Source organism: Tolumonas osonensis (assembly GCF_014202415.1).
GTDB classification, from domain to species: Bacteria; Pseudomonadota; Gammaproteobacteria; order Enterobacterales; family Aeromonadaceae; genus Tolumonas; species Tolumonas osonensis.
The window spans coordinates 104136-122025 of the sequence record NZ_JACHGR010000011.1 but is presented as its reverse complement, the minus strand read 5'-3'; the positions used below and the strand labels follow the sequence as shown (position 1 = coordinate 122025).

The 17890-nt window shown below is 50.6% G+C and carries 21 protein-coding genes; 4 read left to right on the top strand and 17 right to left on the bottom strand.

Annotated elements, in window-relative coordinates; genetic code table 11:
• Positions 1-9: 9 nt before the first annotated feature.
• The 4 genes from livG to HNR75_RS14660 all read right to left on the bottom strand — a co-directional run bounded on the left by livG (position 10) and on the right by HNR75_RS14660 (position 4159).
• On the bottom strand, positions 10-777 hold the full coding sequence (livG, locus tag HNR75_RS14675) for a high-affinity branched-chain amino acid ABC transporter ATP-binding protein LivG (RefSeq protein WP_188027727.1): 768 nt from the start codon (positions 775-777) through the stop codon (positions 10-12).
• A complete protein-coding gene (locus tag HNR75_RS14670) occupies positions 774-2024 on the bottom strand; it encodes a high-affinity branched-chain amino acid ABC transporter permease LivM (protein ID WP_188027726.1) in 1251 nt (416 codons plus the stop codon). Before HNR75_RS14670 ends, livG begins: the two co-directional genes overlap by 4 nt.
• Positions 2021-2932, bottom strand: a complete 912-nt coding sequence (gene livH / locus HNR75_RS14665; RefSeq protein WP_188027725.1) for a high-affinity branched-chain amino acid ABC transporter permease LivH — start codon at positions 2930-2932, stop codon at positions 2021-2023. Before livH ends, HNR75_RS14670 begins: the two co-directional genes overlap by 4 nt.
• Positions 2933-3046: 114 nt before the next feature.
• Positions 3047-4159: a branched-chain amino acid ABC transporter substrate-binding protein gene (locus HNR75_RS14660; RefSeq protein WP_188027724.1), complete on the bottom strand. Its 1113-nt coding sequence runs from the start codon at positions 4157-4159 to the stop codon at positions 3047-3049.
• A 430-nt stretch (positions 4160-4589) separates the two neighbouring features.
• Between HNR75_RS14660 and waaA the strand changes: the two genes are divergently transcribed.
• Positions 4590-5852, top strand: coding sequence for a lipid IV(A) 3-deoxy-D-manno-octulosonic acid transferase (waaA, locus tag HNR75_RS14655; protein ID WP_188027723.1), 1263 nt, complete (start codon positions 4590-4592; stop codon positions 5850-5852).
• Here the strand turns inward: waaA and HNR75_RS14650 are convergent.
• The 3 genes from HNR75_RS14650 to HNR75_RS14640 form a co-directional block, all read right to left on the bottom strand.
• A complete protein-coding gene (locus tag HNR75_RS14650) occupies positions 5843-6562 on the bottom strand; it encodes a 3-deoxy-D-manno-octulosonic acid kinase (protein ID WP_188027722.1) in 720 nt (239 codons plus the stop codon). The two genes, waaA and HNR75_RS14650, sit on opposite strands and share 10 nt — an antisense overlap.
• A 73-nt stretch (positions 6563-6635) precedes the next feature.
• Positions 6636-7469 carry a PA2778 family cysteine peptidase gene (locus HNR75_RS14645; protein ID WP_188027721.1) on the bottom strand — a complete coding sequence of 278 codons (834 nt, stop codon included), beginning with the start codon at positions 7467-7469 and terminating at the stop codon, positions 6636-6638.
• Positions 7470-7565: 96 nt separating this feature from the next.
• Positions 7566-7952 carry a PA2779 family protein gene (locus HNR75_RS14640; RefSeq protein ID WP_188027720.1) on the bottom strand — a complete coding sequence of 129 codons (387 nt, stop codon included), beginning with the start codon at positions 7950-7952 and terminating at the stop codon, positions 7566-7568.
• 140 nt (positions 7953-8092) lie between these two features.
• On the opposite strand from HNR75_RS14640, the gene coaD reads away from it, so the two are divergent.
• A complete protein-coding gene (gene coaD / locus HNR75_RS14635) occupies positions 8093-8581 on the top strand; it encodes a pantetheine-phosphate adenylyltransferase (protein WP_188027719.1) in 489 nt (162 codons plus the stop codon).
• Here the strand turns inward: coaD and mutM are convergent.
• Positions 8572-9399 (bottom strand): bifunctional DNA-formamidopyrimidine glycosylase/DNA-(apurinic or apyrimidinic site) lyase, encoded by an 828-nt coding sequence (mutM, locus tag HNR75_RS14630; protein ID WP_188027718.1) that lies wholly within the window; start codon positions 9397-9399, stop codon positions 8572-8574. The two genes, coaD and mutM, sit on opposite strands and share 10 nt — an antisense overlap.
• Before the next feature lie 155 nt (positions 9400-9554).
• Here mutM and yccX point away from each other — a divergent pair, with 155 nt between their 5' ends.
• Positions 9555-9836, top strand: a complete 282-nt coding sequence (yccX, locus tag HNR75_RS14625; protein WP_188027717.1) for an acylphosphatase — start codon at positions 9555-9557, stop codon at positions 9834-9836.
• Positions 9837-9839: 3 nt separating this feature from the next.
• Here yccX and HNR75_RS14620 read toward each other — a convergent pair whose 3' ends face one another.
• Positions 9840-12278, bottom strand: a complete 2439-nt coding sequence (locus HNR75_RS14620; protein ID WP_188027716.1) for a bifunctional aspartate kinase/homoserine dehydrogenase II — start codon at positions 12276-12278, stop codon at positions 9840-9842.
• A gap of 59 nt (positions 12279-12337) precedes the next feature.
• Complete coding sequence (gene metB, locus HNR75_RS14615) at positions 12338-13501, bottom strand: cystathionine gamma-synthase (protein ID WP_188027715.1); 1164 nt, start codon at positions 13499-13501, stop codon at positions 12338-12340.
• A 153-nt stretch (positions 13502-13654) separates the two neighbouring features.
• Here metB and metJ point away from each other — a divergent pair, with 153 nt between their 5' ends.
• Positions 13655-13975, top strand: coding sequence for a met regulon transcriptional regulator MetJ (gene metJ, locus HNR75_RS14610; protein ID WP_188027714.1), 321 nt, complete (start codon positions 13655-13657; stop codon positions 13973-13975).
• 12 nt (positions 13976-13987) lie between these two features.
• Here metJ and HNR75_RS14605 read toward each other — a convergent pair whose 3' ends face one another.
• The 7 genes from HNR75_RS14605 to rpmJ form a co-directional block, all read right to left on the bottom strand.
• Complete coding sequence (locus tag HNR75_RS14605) at positions 13988-14575, bottom strand: GNAT family N-acetyltransferase (protein ID WP_223157936.1); 588 nt, start codon at positions 14573-14575, stop codon at positions 13988-13990.
• Between the two features lie 199 nt (positions 14576-14774).
• Positions 14775-15161, bottom strand: coding sequence for a 50S ribosomal protein L17 (rplQ, locus tag HNR75_RS14600; RefSeq protein WP_188027713.1), 387 nt, complete (start codon positions 15159-15161; stop codon positions 14775-14777).
• Between the two features lie 43 nt (positions 15162-15204).
• On the bottom strand, positions 15205-16194 hold the full coding sequence (locus HNR75_RS14595; RefSeq protein WP_024872143.1) for a DNA-directed RNA polymerase subunit alpha: 990 nt from the start codon (positions 16192-16194) through the stop codon (positions 15205-15207).
• Positions 16195-16218: 24 nt separating this feature from the next.
• Positions 16219-16839: a 30S ribosomal protein S4 gene (gene rpsD / locus HNR75_RS14590; protein WP_012728352.1), complete on the bottom strand. Its 621-nt coding sequence runs from the start codon at positions 16837-16839 to the stop codon at positions 16219-16221.
• A 31-nt stretch (positions 16840-16870) separates the two neighbouring features.
• Positions 16871-17260 (bottom strand): 30S ribosomal protein S11, encoded by a 390-nt coding sequence (gene rpsK, locus HNR75_RS14585; RefSeq protein WP_012728351.1) that lies wholly within the window; start codon positions 17258-17260, stop codon positions 16871-16873.
• Between the two features lie 15 nt (positions 17261-17275).
• Entirely contained in the window at positions 17276-17632 is a 357-nt protein-coding gene (rpsM, locus tag HNR75_RS14580; protein ID WP_188027712.1) for a 30S ribosomal protein S13, read from the bottom strand.
• Between the two features lie 140 nt (positions 17633-17772).
• Entirely contained in the window at positions 17773-17886 is a 114-nt protein-coding gene (rpmJ, locus tag HNR75_RS14575; protein ID WP_012728349.1) for a 50S ribosomal protein L36, read from the bottom strand.
• Between the last annotated feature and the right edge of the window lie 4 nt (positions 17887-17890).

Here is a 17890-nt window from a genome sequence, read left to right as displayed (position 1 = left end):
GACTTTCTCCTACGACTCGCCCAGATAGGCCTTGATAACGGCCGGATTGTCACGCACCGCAGCCGGTTTACCGTCTGCCAGTGGAGTGCCCTGATTCACCACATAGATATAGTCAGAAATATCCATGACCAGCTTCATATCATGTTCGATCAGCAGGACAGACACATCAAACTCATCGCGCAACTGGCGGATCAGATTATTCAGATCTTCCGTTTCTTTCGGGTTCAGACCAGCCGCCGGCTCATCCAGCATCAGGATCGTCGGTTTGGTACACATACAACGGACAATCTCCAGACGCCGCTGCTGACCATACGCCAGATTACCCGCCGCCCGGTTCGCCAGATCGGTCAGGCCGATGGTATCCAGCCAGAATTTAGCCCGTTCCAGCGCCTCTTTTTCCGCCCGGCGGAACGATGGCGTCTTCAGCAACCCGGCAAAGAAATTATTGTTGATATGACGATGCTGAGCCACCAGCAGGTTTTCCAGTACCGTCATTTCTTTAAACAGACGCACATGCTGGAAGGTCCGCACAACCCCCTTACGGGCAATCTCATGTCCCGGCAGGCCCTGAATTTCCTCACCATTGAACCGGATCACGCCGTTGGTGGGTTTATAGAAACCGGTCAGACAGTTGAAGACGGTCGTTTTACCTGCACCGTTCGGCCCGATGATCGAGACAATTTCTTTTTCTTTTAACTGTAGCGCCACACCATTGACGGCCAGCAGGCCACCAAAACGCATGGACAGATCAGAGACTTCTAATAATTTCTTACTCATTTCGGCAACTCCACATGCTGACGGGTCATCGGCACCAGACCTTGCGGACGCCATAGCATCATGACAACCATCAGCAGGCCAAACATCAGCATACGGTATTCATTAAATGCACGCAGTTCCGGCAATACCGTCATGATAATCGCCGCGAGAACGACCCCGGCTAATGACCCCATACCGCCCAGCACCACAATCGCCAGAATGATGGCCGATTCAATAAAGGTGAACGATTCGGGACTGATAAAGCCCTGACGGGCAGCAAAGAAGCTGCCGGCAAACCCGGCAAACGCCGCACCGATAGAGAACGCTGTCAGCTTGATGATAGTCGGATTCAGACCCAGCGAACGACAGGCAATTTCATCATCGCGCAATGCTTCCCACGCACGACCCAGCGGCATCCGCAACAGACGCTTGATCACCACCAGCGTGAAGACCACCAGCAGCACCGCCATCAGATACAGGAAAATCACCTTGTAGTTGGCATCATAGGAAATATCGAAAAACTGATGGAAAGTCTGGCCGTCCTCGGCTTCTGCACGACGGGAAAATTCCAGTCCGAACAGAGTCGGTTTCGGAATACCGGAAATCCCGTTCGGGCCACCAGTCACTGTGGTCAGGTTATTCAGCAGAATACGGATAATCTCGCCAAAACCGAGCGTCACGATCGCCAGATAGTCACCGCGCAGACGCAGTACCGGGAAACCCAGCAGGAAGCCGGCAAACGCAGCGATACCACCAGCAATCGGCAGAGATTCCCAGAAAGATAGACCAAATACCTGATTCAGCAGCGCATATGTGTAAGCGCCAATAGCGTAGAAACCGACGTAACCCAGATCCAGCAGACCAGCCAGCCCGACCTGAATGTTCAGCCCCAGACCGAGCATGACATAAATCATGACCAGGGTTGCCAGGTCGAGAAGATTACGGGAGGCCATAAACGCAAAACCAATCACCACAATCAGCAGTGCGATCTGGGCGATACGATAGAAACCCGGATTATTCTGAACTGATGGCAATGTGAGAGCCGGGACCTGCTCCTTGACAGAACCCACGCCAGCGGCAATCTGATCACGGAATAACTGGAACAGAAAAACCACAACCGCCGCCAGTGCTACCAGCGGACCATTGGCCTGCAGACGATCCACGATCGTCAGCCCGATACCTTCCATCTGTAACTGGTAGCAGAACAGCCAGAAACCGAGGATCACGGTTAGTATTGCGGCAACAGTGGCCTGTTTAATATTTTTCATACTTTTTCCACCTCCGGACGGCCGAGGATACCGGTAGGCATAACCAGCAGGATCACAATCAGCAAGCCGAACGCAACCACGTCTTTGTATTCAGAGCTCAGATAGGCAGAGGTCATGGCCTCGGTAACACCCAGAATCAGTCCGCCAATCATGGCGCCCGGAATCGAACCGATCCCACCTAAAACGGCGGCCGTAAAGGCTTTCAGACCGGCCATAAACCCGACCGATGGATTGATCATGCCATAGTGCAGACCCAGCAGAATACCAGCCACTGAAGCCAGGGCAGCACCGATGACGAACGTCAAAGCAATCACGGTATTGGTGTCAATACCGAGCAGGTTGGCCATTTTGATGTCTTCTGCACAGGCGCGGCAGGCACGTCCCATCCGGGAGTGAGTGATGAACTTGGTCAGACCATACATCGACACAAAGGTCACGATAAAAATAATGATCTGCATGTAGGACAAGGTAGCACTGCCCAGATTAACCCCGCCCGTCACCAGTGAAGGCATCGCAATATCACGGGAGCCTTGGGCGAACCGAACCAGGTTCTGCAGGAAAATCGACATCCCGATCGCAGAAATCAGGGGGATCAAACGGTTGCTTCCCCGTAGCGGACGATAGGCCACCCGCTCAATACTCCAGCCATAACAGCTGGTGATCAGGATAGAAATGACAAATGCTGCACCAATCAGAACAACTGGTACGTCGATCCCCATCATCATCAGTGCAGTAATAACCATAAAACCGATATACGAGCCGATCATATACACTTCACCATGAGCGAAGTTGATCATGCCGATAATGCCATACACCATGGTATAGCCAATCGCAATCAGCGCATACGTACTGCCGATGGTCAGACCATTAAGCAGCTGCTGAATAAAATAAAAAAACTGTTCTAACATAGTTCTCTGGTTCCTGAGTGATCCGCGAGACACGGATCAGCGCGGAAATGACACAATCAGATAAACAAAAAGCAGGACTGCCTGAACAGCCCCGCTTCTTTTTATTTACACCAATTACTGCAGTACAGATGAAGAGCCATCCGCATGCCACTGGTAAATACCAAAACTGAAGTTCTTCAGATCACCCGTTTCAGACCATTCCAGTGGTCCCATGACTGTATCCACTTTGTTGGTACGCAGGTAATCCGCAACCGCTTCTGGTTCTTCACCGGCGTGTTCAATACCTGCTGACAGTGTCTGAATGGCTGCGTAGGTTGTCCATACGAACGGACCAGAGTAATCCTGTTTCTTCGCTTTAAACGCGTCTACGATCTTCGCGTTGGCTGGATCCTGATCATATTTTTTCAGCATGGTGACTAACATGCCTTCAGAGGCTTTACCGGCAATAGCAGAGATGTCTTTGTTACCCACACCTTCCGGCCCCATGAATTTCGCCGTGAAGCCTTTTTCCGCCGACTGACGCAGGATCAGGCCCAGTTCAGGGTGATAACCACCGTAGTACACAAAATCCACATTTTCTTTTTTCAGTTTGGCGATCAGCGCAGAGAAATCTTTGTCGCCGGCAGTGATACCCTCAAATGCCACAACATTGGCACCGTTTTTCTTCAGGGTGTTATAAACCGCAGTGGCGATCCCTTCGCCGTACTGTTTCTTGTCATGAATAACAGCGATGTTTTTTGGTTTCACTACAGAAGTAATGTAGTTAGCCGCTGTCGGACCCTGGTCGCTGTCCAGACCGGTAGTACGCAGAACCAGTTTGTAACCGCGGTCGGTAATCTTCGGTGCGGTTGCCGCAGGCGTAATCATCAGCACGCCTTCATCTTCGTAGATATCAGATGTCGGCAGGGTGCTGTCTGAGCACAGGTGACCAATCACGAACTTCACACCGTCATTCACCACTTTGTTGGCAACAGCTACCGCTTGTTTCGGATCACAGGCATCATCGTATTTGATGGCTTCCAGCTTCTTGCCTTTGATTCCGCCAGCAGCGTTGATCTGCTCAACCGCCATCAGACCACCGGTAAACTCCATATCACCATATTGCGCGACCGGACCGGTGATCGGACCTGCGATACCGATTTTGATCGTTTCCTCTGCCATGGCAGCAGAACCAAATAAAACCGCTGAAACTGCTGTTGCAACAAACAGCTTACTCATTTTTTTCATGCGAACTCCCTCTTAGTCAGGACACAAAAGTCCATTTGGGTCTTTTTATAGTGTAGCTTAAGTTATTTGTCCGATTTCTATCACTGCCGTATGGCGAAAGACAAGAGCAGGAGTGAAAAATATCTTTTGCCATAACTGATTAGAAACAACACAGAAAACCTTATTTTTTTGCAAAAATAGAGCCAGAGTTAGCACAAAACACCAATTGCAAAACATAAAACCAAGTATAAGAAAAAATACAGAATATTAATCTGAATTAAAAAACAAGATATCTGTCTGCGTAGCAGACTATATTTTCGCTGTTTACGCTTTCGTCTGTATCCTGCACTTTCTTTGTGCATATTGGTGATGCTTGCACCGGAATCAACTGCTTGCCTGAGACCGGTGTTTTTCTGATACTGTGCGTTTAATTTTGTCGGTTCCGGCCATTATGCGTTTACTCTATACCCTGCTGATCTATCTCGCTGCGCCCCTGATCCTGTTTTTTCTCTACCGTCCGAAAAAAGGAAAACCGGGGTTTGGCTCCCGCTGGAAAGAACATTTGGGACTGGTGGCTCCCACCCAGGCCGCCAATCCGCTCTGGGTTCACGCAGTCAGTGTCGGTGAAACGCTGGCGGTTACGCCGCTGCTCAAAGCCTTGCATCAGCAGTATCCGGACACCCCGATCGTACTGACCACCACGACCCGGACCGGTGCCGATCAGGCAGCCCGGCTCGGCAACCTAGTGGAACATCGGTATGCCCCACTGGATTATCCTTTCGCCGTAAAACAATTCCTGAAACGCATCCAGCCCCGGGCGCTGATCATCATGGAAACTGAATTGTGGCCGAATCTGCTGCATCACTGCGGTAAACGCGATATTCCGGTTGTCATACTCAACGCCCGGTTATCAGAACGCTCCTGCCAGCGCTATCAACGGATCCGCCACTTTTTCCGCAGTATGAGTCGGAATATCCGATTATTCCTCTGTCAGCACCGGGATGACTCCGCCCGTTTCCGTCGTTTAGGTGTTCCCGCCGGACACATTGCCGTCACCGGCTCCATCAAATTCGATATCCGCCTGGATCAGGCACAGATAGAACAAGGTGCACAAGCCCGGAAACAGTTGGGATCACGTCCGGTATGGATTGCAGCTAGCACACACAAAGGGGAAGACGAACAGATCCTGACGGCACACCGGCTGATCCGGCAGCAATGTCCGCAGGCGTTGCTGATTCTGGTGCCCCGTCATCCGGAACGTTTTACCGCAGTACAGACTTTATGCCAGGCCGAAGGGTTCAGCATTGTAACCCGCACGGGCCAGCAGCCGATTGCAGACGATACCGCCATCTTACTCGGTGACACGATGGGAGAAATGGCTTACTACCTGCAACTGGCCGATGTGGCCTTTATCGGTGGCAGCCTGGTCCCGGTCGGAGGACACAACCTGCTGGAGCCGGCCGCACTGGCAAAACCGGCCCTGACCGGGCCGCATTACTTTAACTTCAGTGATATCACCCGGCAGCTCACAGACAGTAACGCCTGTCAGATCATCCAGAATGCGCAGGAACTGGCACAAGAAGTCAGCCGGCTGCTGAGGGACGAGGCCACACGGCAGCGGATGGGCATGGCCGCTTTTGATGTGGTCGCGGCCAATCAGGGGGCGCTGGACAAAAGCCTGCAGGCGATTGTCCACGTGCTTGATCAACGGTAGGAGTGATACGCTACCAGCAAATTCTGCCAATCATCGTTCTGCCAATGAAATAACGGATGTAATGCCGATTCCTTCTGCAGAGAACGGAGTAAACGGGCCAGATTCTTTGATTGCCAGCGTCCCGGCCGGCGAATTGCACCCTTATCAAAATCAATCAGCCAGATCTTACCGCTGGCATCGCGTAATATGTTGTGCGCATTCAGATCGGAGTGATAAACCCCCGCCTGATGGAACTGCGCCAGCACTTGGCCAATCTGCTGCCAGGTTTCCCGGGAGATGGCTTCACGGCGAAGGATCTGTACCAGATCCTCCGCATCCGGAATACGCTCAATGATAATATCCGCCCGGTAAAAACAGCCTTGCCGGATCATGCGGGCAGCGACAGGACGCGGCACCGGCAGTTCATCCTCCACCAGCTTTTGCAGTAAGTTAAATTCGGCAAAAGCCCGGGATGAACGCAGGCCGGTAAAGAGGAACTGATCGGGAATATAACGGCCTATCAGGCCGCCGCGCCAGTAATGACGCAGGACCCAATGTGCAGAATGGTATTGTAAAAACCAGGTAACACCCCGGCCATGGGAATGACCGGTGATTGCATGCTGCCGTTGCCAGTATTCAGCCGAAAAATATTCCGGCGAAAAATCCGGTGCCAGTGACGAATCAAAACAACAGACTTGTCCAGCACTGTTCATAATACGGGTAGCAGGCATGAAATAGATTGTTCCCAGCGAAATAATCGCGCAATTCTACCTGCGTCAGCCTGATTTTGTATATCTGCGGATGTCATTCTGCATGTAAAGCGTGTAACACCTGAGACAACGTATCTCGGGCCGGAGCGCCGCCATCCGCTAAAACCGCTTTCTGTGCCCAGACAAAGGCACCGGCCAGATCGCCGCTTTCCAGTAAGACTTGCGCCAGATTATTGGCGGCAACGGCAGAGTCCGGATGTTGCGTTGCGGCTTGCTGAAACCACTGACGGGCAAGCACCAAATCATGTTGCTGATAGGCGATGAGACCCAGCCCAATCATAGCCGTCAGGTTATCCGGCCAGCGTTGTATGGCGGCCTGATAGGCCGGTTGTGCCACATCCGGGCCCGATGTGGTTCCCAAATCCAGCACCGCCTGCAAATAACGCTGTTCCTGCGCAGAATCCGGTGGTAATTGGTGGGGAGAAAGTACCAATAATCCCCAGCGCCCGCCACGCTGCCAGAGATTCTCAAACTGGGTAAATGACCAATGCTGGTTCGCTTCAAATCCCGAGTGCAGAATGATCTCCTGCTTCGATAAATCATAACCGGTGACAACGGCATAATGCCATTTCGGATACCAGTTAAAAGCCAGATTCAGCAGCACAATGACCGGTCGACCCGCATCAATTTCATGCAGCAACGCCGGTAATTCCGGGGCGATTTCATAAGCCAGATAGCCCTGTCGGCGTACACTGACTTTCAGTTCAGTCTGTAATGAGCCGCCTCTGGCCGGTAGCAGCATTTCATCCGCTAACGCCGCTACCGAGACGGTTTTATTCTGCTGTGCCAGCACCATCGCCAGAGCCGAAGGACCACAATAGGCATCATCCTGCGGAATAAAGGGCACCATCAGCTGCTTTTCAGGCATTGATAACGCTGACGCAGTGATAGCGGGGCGCTGTGCACATGCGGTTAAAAATAAAAAGCCCACCAACAGGAGGGCTTGTCTTATCACTCGCATAACTTACCGGACTGAACGGGTGAACGGGAATACCTTGGTTAAACCAAGAATATCCGTTATCAGTAACACAATGAATACAAACAGTACTGCCCCGATAATCTCGCCTGAGCCAGCCGCCGGAAGCTGATCAATTTTACCGGACAATTGATTAATCTCAGCATCACTCATCGCTGCAACACGTTGTCTGACCAACGCAATATCCACGCCCTGAGCTGCAATTTGTTTCGCAACATCGTCTCTGTCCAGAAATTGCATCACATGTGCACGTTCACTGCTCTGATAAACAGGCATGGTATCCTGTGCAGACATCATTGACGCCTTAGCCGGTAACGAAAGCGCCAGCAATGAAATAATCAGTAAACGCGCCATTACACCCCAAAATGCAGACATACCCTATCCTCTTTATGTTTTTACTTTATGCACAATAACCTGACGTATCCGGTTTACGAAGCATATATATCGTTATGGTATCTAAACAATAGATATCACTCTTATAATAGCCAACATCATTTCTTTTGAGCAAAATCTTCATGCGTCAGAAAGTAGTTTTTCCCGGAACATTTGATCCATTGACGTGCGGCCATCTGGATCTGATCAACCGGGCAGCCACATTATTCGATGAAGTTATTCTGGCTGTTGCTGCCAGTCCAGGCAAACGACCACTCTTTTCGCTGGAGGAACGTATCGCACTGGCACAGGAAGTATGTCAATCTCTGCCGAATGTGTCTATCACCGGATTCAGCAACCTGCTGATTAACTTCATGAAAGAACAACAAGCGACAATCTTGTTACGAGGGATCCGGACCGGCAGCGACTTCGAGTACGAGTCTCAGCTGGCAGCCATGTATCGCCGCATGATGCCGGAGATGGAGATCGTCTTCTTGCCTCCGGCAGAGCAATATGCCTTTGTGTCTTCGACGCTGGTCCGGGAAATCGCACTGCATGGTGGTGACGCCGGACAATTTGTCACGCCCAATGTAGCCGACGCCATTAAAAAGAAACAATTAGCTCACCGCTGAAGAGTGATGGGCTGACATATCGGGCAATAGACACTGCTGCGCTGACCCAGGCGCAGTTCTTCCAATGGGTGTGAACAAGCGGTACAAGGTTGCCCCGTCCGGCCATAGACCAACAACTCCTGCACAAAATAACCGGGTTTGCCATCTGTCCGCATAAAATCACGTAACGTGGTTCCACCCTGCGCAATGGCACGGGCTAACACCGTTTTCACGGCATCGACCAATGCCAGACATTCTTCCTGTGATAATGAGTTCACTGCCCGTTTGGGATGAATATGAGCCATAAACAGGGCTTCATTGGCATAAATATTACCGACGCCCACTACGACCTGATTATTCATCAGCCAGGGCTTTACCGCACTACGTATCTTCCGGCCCCGTTGCCACAGATAATTTGCAGTAAAAGCGTCTGTCAATGGTTCTGGTCCCAACGCTTTCAGCAATGGATGCTGATTCGGATCATTCGTCGTCCAGAGTAAGGCACCGAAACGCCGGGGATCATGAAAACGAAGCAACTTTCCATTTGCCAGCTCCAGATCCACATGGTCATGTTTTTCTGCCGGCGTGCCGGCTGGCAAGATCCGTAAACGACCCGACATTCCCAGATGTAAAATCGCTGTGCCCAGCGTGGAATACAGCAACAGATATTTTGCTCTGCGTTCGATCCGCTGTAGCGGTTGTCCCTCAAGCAGATGGACTTCGGCAGGTATCGGCCAGCGCAGTTGAGGATGACGAATGATCACCCGCTCGACCACAACCCCCTCCAGCCAGGGAGTAATACCTAACCGACTCACTTCAACTTCTGGTAATTCCGGCATGCCTGTATCCCGCCAATTAAATTGTTTATTGATGACCCTATATCCTGTACGCAGCCGAACGCGATTCAGATCGCTCTTTCTCCATCACCCGACTTGTCGTGGCCTGTGATTGTGACTAACTTAAACAGAGAAAAGACAGGATGGAATGACTGAATATGAGTCAAATACGCAGTGTCCGGGTTCAGGTATATGGCATCGTTCAGGGTGTTGGTTTTCGCTACTTCACACAGCAGGAGGCCCACCGGCTTGGTCTGCAGGGTCGGGCTACCAACCTGTCCGATGGCTCGGTTGAAGTGCTTGCACAAGGCGATGCACAGTCCGTAGAGAAGCTGATCCACTGGCTGAAATCGGGACCGAGAACAGCCAGTGTCGATTATATTGAAGTAACGGAACTAGCCGCCGGAGCACTGAATGCGACATCATTCCGTGCTTATTGACATTTATCTTAATGCAGCACAGATTTTCCACAGATCGGCTTGTACCGCTGCCGCCGTTACTTCCCGTCCTGCGCCAGGTCCTTGCAGGATCAGCGGGTTAGTACGATAAAAATCGGTCTCAATCGAGAAGATGTTATCGCACGGACGAAGATTGGCAAACGGATGCTCCGCAGACAGCATATCCAGTCCCACACGGGCAGAACCATCGCGATCCAGACGGGCGACATAGCGCAACACCTTGCCATGTGCCCTGGCTTCCTCAAAAGCAGCTTCCACTGTCCGATCCAGCTCGCTCAGCCGTTCAAAAAACTCTTCCAGCGATATCTCTGCCAGCGCTGCCGGAACCAGACTCTGTAACGAAATATGATCCGGTTCCAGCTCCAGTCCGGCCTCACGGGCCAGAATCAGCAGCTTACGACGGACATCATGCCCGGAAAGATCTTCACGGGGATCCGGCTCTGTCAGACCGTGCTGCCAGGCCTGATCCACCAACTCTGAAAACGGTAGTGAACCATCATATTGCTGGAACAACCAGCTCAGCGTGCCGGAAAAAATGCCAGAGATACCATGCACCCGGTCACCTGACTCCAGCATCATCCGGATACAGGCCTGAACCGGCAAACCGGCACCGACGGTCGCGTTATAACGCCATTGCACCTGATGTTCCGTAAAACTCTGCCGGACTCGTTGAAAAAATGCACTTTCCGCCGCGCCTGCCAGTTTATTGGCCGTGATCAGATGCGCCCCGATTTGGGCAAATTCAGGATAGTAGCTGCTGACCGTTTCACTCGCGGTCAGATCCAGAATAATTAACTCGTCGAAAGGATGTTGCTCAAGCTGTACCAGCAGTTCCGCCCAGATAACAGGCTGGGGATCGAAACTATCCAGCACTTGAAGCGGATCCAACCCATCCTCACTGAGAATGCCACCACGCGAATCAAACAATCCATACAGTGTCAGGGTCAGCTGATGCGCCTGTTCAACATGATGTTTCTCCTTTGCCAGCAACTTTAGCCACTGACTACCAATATTCCCCTTTCCCAGTACCACCAGACCGACCCGTTTTGTCTGCAGAAACATGGCGTGATGCAGCGCAATCAGTAATGGCTCCAGAGTAATTTCCCGAACGACAGCCACCAGACTCATGCCATCCGGCGAGGTGTAAATAAATTCGAGAGGTTGATCTACGAGCAACCGATAAAACCGATGACACTGCTCTGCGTTGTCACAAACACCGGTTCCCACCAAACCGATCAGGCTGAATCCATCGCGGCGGACCACTTCTTTCAGGCTCACCTGTTCCTGATTCTGCAGCAGGAACTGATTGGCATCCGCAATCATCTCCAGCGTATACGCCAGACGCAGAATCCGCCGGTCGGGCTGCGATTTGCTTACTAACGGCGATAATTGCTGTGCCGCTAATACTTCCTCCAGTTGCGCAACGGCCTTCGCATAATCACAGCCGGGCTGAATACGTAATTCAATCAGCGCAATCTGATCCAGAGAAGTCACGATCCGGGCGCCTTTTACCTGCGATTTGCGACGTAAAATATGTGAGGCACCGCCTGCTGGCGCATAGCTTGAGCGCAGCACCAGTTTCTGCTGGCTGCGGAAAAGAGGTTGCAAGGTTCGAGAATGCAGCACAGGCGCACCTAAACGGGCCAGTTCATTCGCCTCGGTCAGCGATAAACGCTCCAGCAATTTGGCTTCTTTTACACAACGCGGGTCAGCACTGTAGACCCCCGCCACATCACTCCAGATAGTTGCCGATTCGGCATCGGCCAATGCACCAAGCAACGTCGCCGAATAGTCGGAACCATTGCGCCCCAATAACAATGTCCGCCCCTCGCTATCTGCCGCAATAAACCCAGTAACAACAATGCGCTGTTCCCCCGTTCCGGCCAGCACTTCCCGTAGTTTTTCCCGGGATAACGGCTCATTCACCCTCGCCAGTGCACCATCCTCGGCGGATAGGAAACGCCGGGCATCCAGCCAGGCTGTCTGATTACCCCGTTCTGTTAACAGTGCAGCCAGTAACCGGGCCGACCATACCTCACCGTTGGCTAATATTCCGTTGCGACCGTGCCGATCGTAACCATGATTCAATACCCGGGCGATGGTCTCTATGTCTTCCATCAACTGCAAGGATAATGCCTGACGTGCCGGGCCTTCCAGAACACCCTCAATCAGCCCTAATTGATAGCTTCGCAATCCGTTTAATGCCGCAACCACCGCATCATCACCCGCCTCGCTGAGCTCCAGTACCTGCAGCAAACGATTTGTTGTTTTCCCGGCGGCAGAGACAACGATCAAAGCCCGCGGATCAGACTCTTGTTCAATCAATCCTGCGACCCGGCGATAACAATTTGGATCAGCCAGACTGCTACCACCAAATTTATGAACCTGTCGTCCCGGCAGATGACCCGTTGTGGTACGCGACATACTTTATTACCCCTTATTGCCTAATACAGTTGCCTTGCTCTGTATTGCTTGTTTTTGTTTTACTTACTACTGGTGACACATGCAAATGCATGATCCAAATCAGCCAGCAAATCGGTGATATGTTCAATCCCGACAGATAACCGTAATAACTGATCCGAAATACCCGCCACACGTCGTGCTTCCGGATCCATGCCTGCATGAGTCATACTGGCCGGATGAGCCACCAGACTTTCCACTCCACCTAATGACTCTGCCAGACAAAACAGCTGCAAACCACCCAAAAATTGCTTCAACTGTTCAATATCAAAATCAACTTCGAAGCTCAGCATGGCGCCAAAACCTTGCTGTTGCCGTTTTGCAATTTCATGCCCCGGATGATCTGGTAAACCAGGATGATAAATTTTAGTCACCTGTGGTTTTTGCTGCAGGTACGCCAGAATGGCATTAGCATTTTCCTGATGCGCACGCATACGTGGCGCTAATGTCCGCAAACCGCGCAAAGTCAGATAAGCATCGAAGGCACCACCGGTATGGCCCAAACAATTGCCCCACCAGGCCAGTTTCTCATGTAACGCGGTTTCTTTCGCAATGACCGCCCCGCCAACAACATCCGAGTGGCCATTGATGTATTTAGTCGTAGAGTGCACAACAATATCAGCCCCCAACGCCAGAGGTTGTTGCAGTAACGGAGACAGGAACGTGTTATCAACCGCCACCAGAGCTCCGACGGTATGCGCCTGCTGGCAAATAGCGGCAATATCAACCACGCGTAACAACGGATTAGACGGTGTTTCGACCCATACCAGTTTTGGCTTTTGAGCCAAAGCTCGCGCTACCGCATCAGGATCGGTCTGATCAACAAACAGTATCCGGTAAGAACCTTTAGCTGCCACATGCTGGAACAAACGATAAGTGCCACCATAGCAATCATGCGGAGCAACCAGCAGATCATCTGCAGACAACAGCGCAGTCACCAGATTAATCGCCCCCATTCCACTTCCGGTAAATACCGCTCCCGCCCCGCCTTCCAAAGCAGCAAGCGCATTAGCTAACGTATTTCTGGTTGGATTACCGGAACGGCTGTAATCAAACTCCCGTTTTTCACCAAAACCGGCAAAGGTATAGTTAGTGGACAGATAAATGGGAGGTACTACCGCACCAAATTGTGTATCTGTAGCAATTCCTGATTTGACCGCATATGTTTCCTGCTTGTAATCCGACATAGTAGCTCCCTGATCGTCGCATTTAACATCACGGTAACCTACCGCACCGAAGACGTCAACACTTCTGGACGTCCATATGGCTTTGCCTATAGATTGCCATTACAGGCTATACGGGTTACTATGGCAATATCTGGATGGAATAACAGGTGTGAAATGAAAACGGCGTGGAATGGCGAATATATCAGTCCATATGCAGAACACGGTAAAAAGAGTGAACAGGTTAAGAAGATCACTGTATCCATTCCTCTGAAAGTACTAAAGATACTGACAGATGAACGCACTCGCCGTCAGATAAACAACCTGCGGCACGCGACGAATAGTGAATTGCTTTGTGAGGCTTTCCTGCACGCGTATACGGGACAACCTTTACCGGCTGATGACGATCTGCGGAAAGACTGTCCGGATGATATCCCTCTTGCCGTACAGCAACTGATGGCAGAAATGGGAAAACCCATTGAGAAATATGACGAGTAGTCAGTAAACAGATTAAGAATCAATATATTCCGGAGAGATATCCACCAGATCAACCTCCGGAATCATATCTTCATGCCCAATCCGGCTATATACCAGCATATCATCCAAATGCCCCTGTGTTCGACATGCGTTCTGTAGCGTTGCCTCCAGACGAAAACCGGCCCTTTCAGCTACAGCCCGGCTCTTGTCATTACTGGCAGCGGTCCGGATTTCAAGTCTCGCAGCATGTAAATGGATAAATGCATAATCCGCTAACAACAAGACAGCTTCTGTAATATACCCCTTGCCAGTGGCCGATTGTCGGACCCAATACCCTATTTCGTAATAGGGAACCGCAACATCCCGGACATGAAGGCTAATACTGCCAACCAATTCCTGATCTTCCCGGCGAACAATCAAGAAACGTAATTCATGTTCTTTACGTTCAAACTGTTCTTTTGCCACATTCATATTAGCTGTTACGGTCAGCAGGGACGGATCTGGTTCTGCCCAGTCTAAGAATAACTGATGTAATTCATAGCTTTCAGATAAAGCAAGGCGCAATGGCTCGACCCAGTCAAGCGATGGAGGTTTTAACTCAATTCGGGAAGAAATCAGCATCGGATATTCAGATAACCGGTAATAAATTATTAAAAACAAATATGAGTTTTTTATGAAAAACAGGTAGATAAACCCAACGACTCATTATGAGCTGAGTATAGCAGAGGAAGGATCAAATCATAAGACAAGAACTGGCAGATATAGAAACCACCAAGACATTGTTTGTAAAAAAATAAAGCCGGGAATCCCCGGCCTTATTTTATTCTTCGGTAACTGCTTCAGCATCTACCGGACGACCAACCAGCTCAATATAAGCCATTGGTGCATTATCACCAGCGCGGAAACCGCATTTCAGAATGCGAGTGTAACCACCTGGACGGCCTTGAAAACGTGGGCCAAGTTCAGCGAACAGTTTACCAACAACATCTCTGTCGCGGGTACGCGCAAACGCCAGACGACGATTTGCAACACTGTCACTCTTAGCAAGAGTAATCAAGGGCTCAACTACACGACGTAGCTCCTTTGCTTTAGGCAGAGTCGTCTTGATGATCTCATGACGAACAAGGGAGCTGGCCATGTTACGGAACATAGCCGAACGATGGCTTGCATTCCGGTTCAGTTGACGACCACTCAAACGATGGCGCATGACCTTATCCTTCTAACAAAATCGGTAGAACCTGCGATCTGGATTAATTATCAGCCAGACTTGCTGGTGGCCAGTTTTCCAGGCGCATACCCAGAGACAGACCACGGGAAGCCAGCACGTCTTTGATTTCAGTCAAAGACTTTTTACCCAGGTTTGGCGTTTTCAGCAACTCAACCTCGGTACGTTGTACCAGATCACCAATATAATGGATTGCTTCTGCTTTCAGGCAGTTCGCAGAACGAACTGTCAATTCCAGATCATCAACAGGACGCAGCAGGATCGGATCGAACTCCGGCTTGTCTTCTTTCTTCTCCGGAACGGAAACATCACGCAAATCAACAAAGGCATCCAGTTGTTCAGCCAGAATAGTGGCTGCACGACGAATAGCCTCTTCCGGATCCAGCGTGCCGTTGGTTTCCATATCGATAACCAACTTATCCAGATCAGTACGTTGTTCAACACGGGCAGCTTCAACATTGTACGCAATACGTACAACAGGGCTGAAAGCCGCATCCAGCAACAAACGACCAATCGGACGATCTTCATCATCTGTATGTAAACGAGCTGATGCTGGAACATAGCCGCGACCACGTTGTACACGCAGACGCATGCTGATCTCAGCATTAGCACCGGTCAGATGACAAATCACATGCTCCGGATTGACAATGACAACATCATCACCATGGACGATATCACCTGCCGTGACCGGGCCCGCACCAGACTTGGTCAGCGAAAGGATTACTTCATCTTTACCTTCCAGCTTTACTGCAATGCCTTTCAAGTTCAGCAGGATCTCCAGGATATCTTCCTGGACACCTTCTTTACTGCTGTACTCGTGCAATACGCCGTCGATCTCAACCTCAGCAACTGCACATCCCGGCATGGACGACAGGAGAATGCGCCGTAACGCATTACCTAAAGTATGACCGAAACCACGCTCCAACGGCTCAAGAGTTACCTTGGCATGAGTCGGACTAAGTTGCTCGATATCAACCAAACGTGGCTTGAGAAAATCTGTTACAGAACCCAGCATTATGTCCTCTCTTAGAAGCTAGCCTTACTTGGAGTAAAGCTCGACGATCAACTGTTCATTGATGTCAGCAGACAGATCTGAACGCTCTGGCAGACGTTTGTAAACGCCTTCCATCTTGTCTGCATTGATCTCAATCCAAGTTGGCTTTTCACGCTGCGCAGCCAAGTCCAGTGCGGCCTTGATACGAGCTTGTTTTTTCGCCTTCTCACGAACAGTGACCACATCTTCAGGAGAAACCTGAGAAGAAGGAATGTTAACTACTTTGCCATTTACAACGATGGCTTTGTGGCTAACCAGCTGGCGAGCTTCCGCACGGGTAGTTGCAAAACCCATACGATAAACCACGTTATCCAGACGACCTTCCAGCAACTGCAGTAGGTTTTCACCGGTATTACCTTTCAAGCGGGTTGCTTCACGGTAATAGTTGCGGAATTGCTTTTCCAGAATACCGTAAATACGACGGACTTTCTGTTTTTCACGCAGCTGTACACCGTAGTCAGACAGACGTGGCTTACGCGCACCGTGCTGACCAGGAGCTGTATCAATTTTACACTTAGAGTCGATAGCACGAACGCCTGATTTCAGGAACAGATCGGTGCCTTCACGACGGCTAAGCTTCAGCTTTGGGCCTAAATATCTTGCCATGTTCTTTCTCCAACAATCCTACCAAACACCGTTACACACGACGTTTTTTAGGCGGACGACAACCGTTGTGCGGGATCGGAGTCACATCAGTGATGTTGGTGATGCGGAAACCCGCAGCATTCAACGCACGAATAGAAGACTCACGGCCCGGACCAGGACCTTTAACCATTACTTCCAGGTTCTTAACGCCGTATTCTTTGGCGATTTCACCAGCACGTTCAGCAGCAACCTGTGCAGCGAACGGAGTGGATTTACGAGAACCACGGAAACCTGAACCGCCAGCGGTAGCCCAAGACAGAGCGTTACCTTGACGATCGGTAATAGTCACGATTGTGTTATTGAAAGAGGCATGAACGTGTGCAATGCCGTCGCTAACTTGCTTTCTAACGCGCTTACGAGCACGAGTAGGAGCTTTTGCCATTTTCTACCTTCCCGCTTACTTCTTAATCGGTTTACGAGGACCCTTACGGGTGCGCGCGTTAGTTTTGGTACGCTGTCCGCGAACCGGCAGACCACGACGATGACGCAGACCACGATAGCAACCCAAGTCCATCAGACGTTTGATGTTCATGGATACTTCACGGCGAAGGTCACCCTCGACAGTAAACTTACCAACTTCAGTACGAAGCGCTTCGATTTGAGCTTCGTCCAGATCTTTAACTTTCACATCCTCGGCGATACCAGCTGCTGCGCAAATGCTTTTTGCGCGGGTGTCGCCAATGCCATAAATCGCAGTTAACGCGATAACTGCATGTTTATGGTCAGGAATGTTAATGCCAGCGATACGGGCCACTATTCCACTCCTAAACAAATAATAAATGTACGACCACCACAAAGCCCGTTCCGGATACATGGTGATCAGCCTACACACAAATGTAGGCTGGCTAATGTACTTAGCCAGCCTCGACTTTGCAAGTCTCTACCGAAAATATATTAGCCTTGGCGTTGTTTATGCTTCGGCTCAGTGCAAATCACACGTACCACACCGTGGCGTTTGATGATTTTGCAGTTACGGCAGATTGCTTTAACGGAAGCGCGAACTTTCATTGCT

Coding starts and splice junctions, on each gene's coding strand:
- livG (WP_188027727.1), bottom strand. CDS start 777: ATGAGTAAGAAATTATTAGAAGTCTCTGATCTGTCCATGCGTTTTGGT.
- HNR75_RS14670 (WP_188027726.1), bottom strand. CDS start 2,024: ATGAAAAATATTAAACAGGCCACTGTTGCCGCAATACTAACCGTGATC.
- livH (WP_188027725.1), bottom strand. CDS start 2,932: ATGTTAGAACAGTTTTTTTATTTTATTCAGCAGCTGCTTAATGGTCTG.
- HNR75_RS14660 (WP_188027724.1), bottom strand. CDS start 4,159: ATGAAAAAAATGAGTAAGCTGTTTGTTGCAACAGCAGTTTCAGCGGTT.
- waaA (WP_188027723.1), top strand. CDS start 4,590: ATGCGTTTACTCTATACCCTGCTGATCTATCTCGCTGCGCCCCTGATC.
- HNR75_RS14650 (WP_188027722.1), bottom strand. CDS start 6,562: ATGCCTGCTACCCGTATTATGAACAGTGCTGGACAAGTCTGTTGTTTT.
- HNR75_RS14645 (WP_188027721.1), bottom strand. CDS start 7,469: ATGCCTGAAAAGCAGCTGATGGTGCCCTTTATTCCGCAGGATGATGCC.
- HNR75_RS14640 (WP_188027720.1), bottom strand. CDS start 7,952: ATGTCTGCATTTTGGGGTGTAATGGCGCGTTTACTGATTATTTCATTG.
- coaD (WP_188027719.1), top strand. CDS start 8,093: ATGCGTCAGAAAGTAGTTTTTCCCGGAACATTTGATCCATTGACGTGC.
- mutM (WP_188027718.1), bottom strand. CDS start 9,399: ATGCCGGAATTACCAGAAGTTGAAGTGAGTCGGTTAGGTATTACTCCC.
- yccX (WP_188027717.1), top strand. CDS start 9,555: ATGAGTCAAATACGCAGTGTCCGGGTTCAGGTATATGGCATCGTTCAG.
- HNR75_RS14620 (WP_188027716.1), bottom strand. CDS start 12,278: ATGTCGCGTACCACAACGGGTCATCTGCCGGGACGACAGGTTCATAAA.
- metB (WP_188027715.1), bottom strand. CDS start 13,501: ATGTCGGATTACAAGCAGGAAACATATGCGGTCAAATCAGGAATTGCT.
- metJ (WP_188027714.1), top strand. CDS start 13,655: ATGAAAACGGCGTGGAATGGCGAATATATCAGTCCATATGCAGAACAC.
- HNR75_RS14605 (WP_223157936.1), bottom strand. CDS start 14,575: ATGCTGATTTCTTCCCGAATTGAGTTAAAACCTCCATCGCTTGACTGG.
- rplQ (WP_188027713.1), bottom strand. CDS start 15,161: ATGCGCCATCGTTTGAGTGGTCGTCAACTGAACCGGAATGCAAGCCAT.
- HNR75_RS14595 (WP_024872143.1), bottom strand. CDS start 16,194: ATGCTGGGTTCTGTAACAGATTTTCTCAAGCCACGTTTGGTTGATATC.
- rpsD (WP_012728352.1), bottom strand. CDS start 16,839: ATGGCAAGATATTTAGGCCCAAAGCTGAAGCTTAGCCGTCGTGAAGGC.
- rpsK (WP_012728351.1), bottom strand. CDS start 17,260: ATGGCAAAAGCTCCTACTCGTGCTCGTAAGCGCGTTAGAAAGCAAGTT.
- rpmJ (WP_012728349.1), bottom strand. CDS start 17,886: ATGAAAGTTCGCGCTTCCGTTAAAGCAATCTGCCGTAACTGCAAAATC.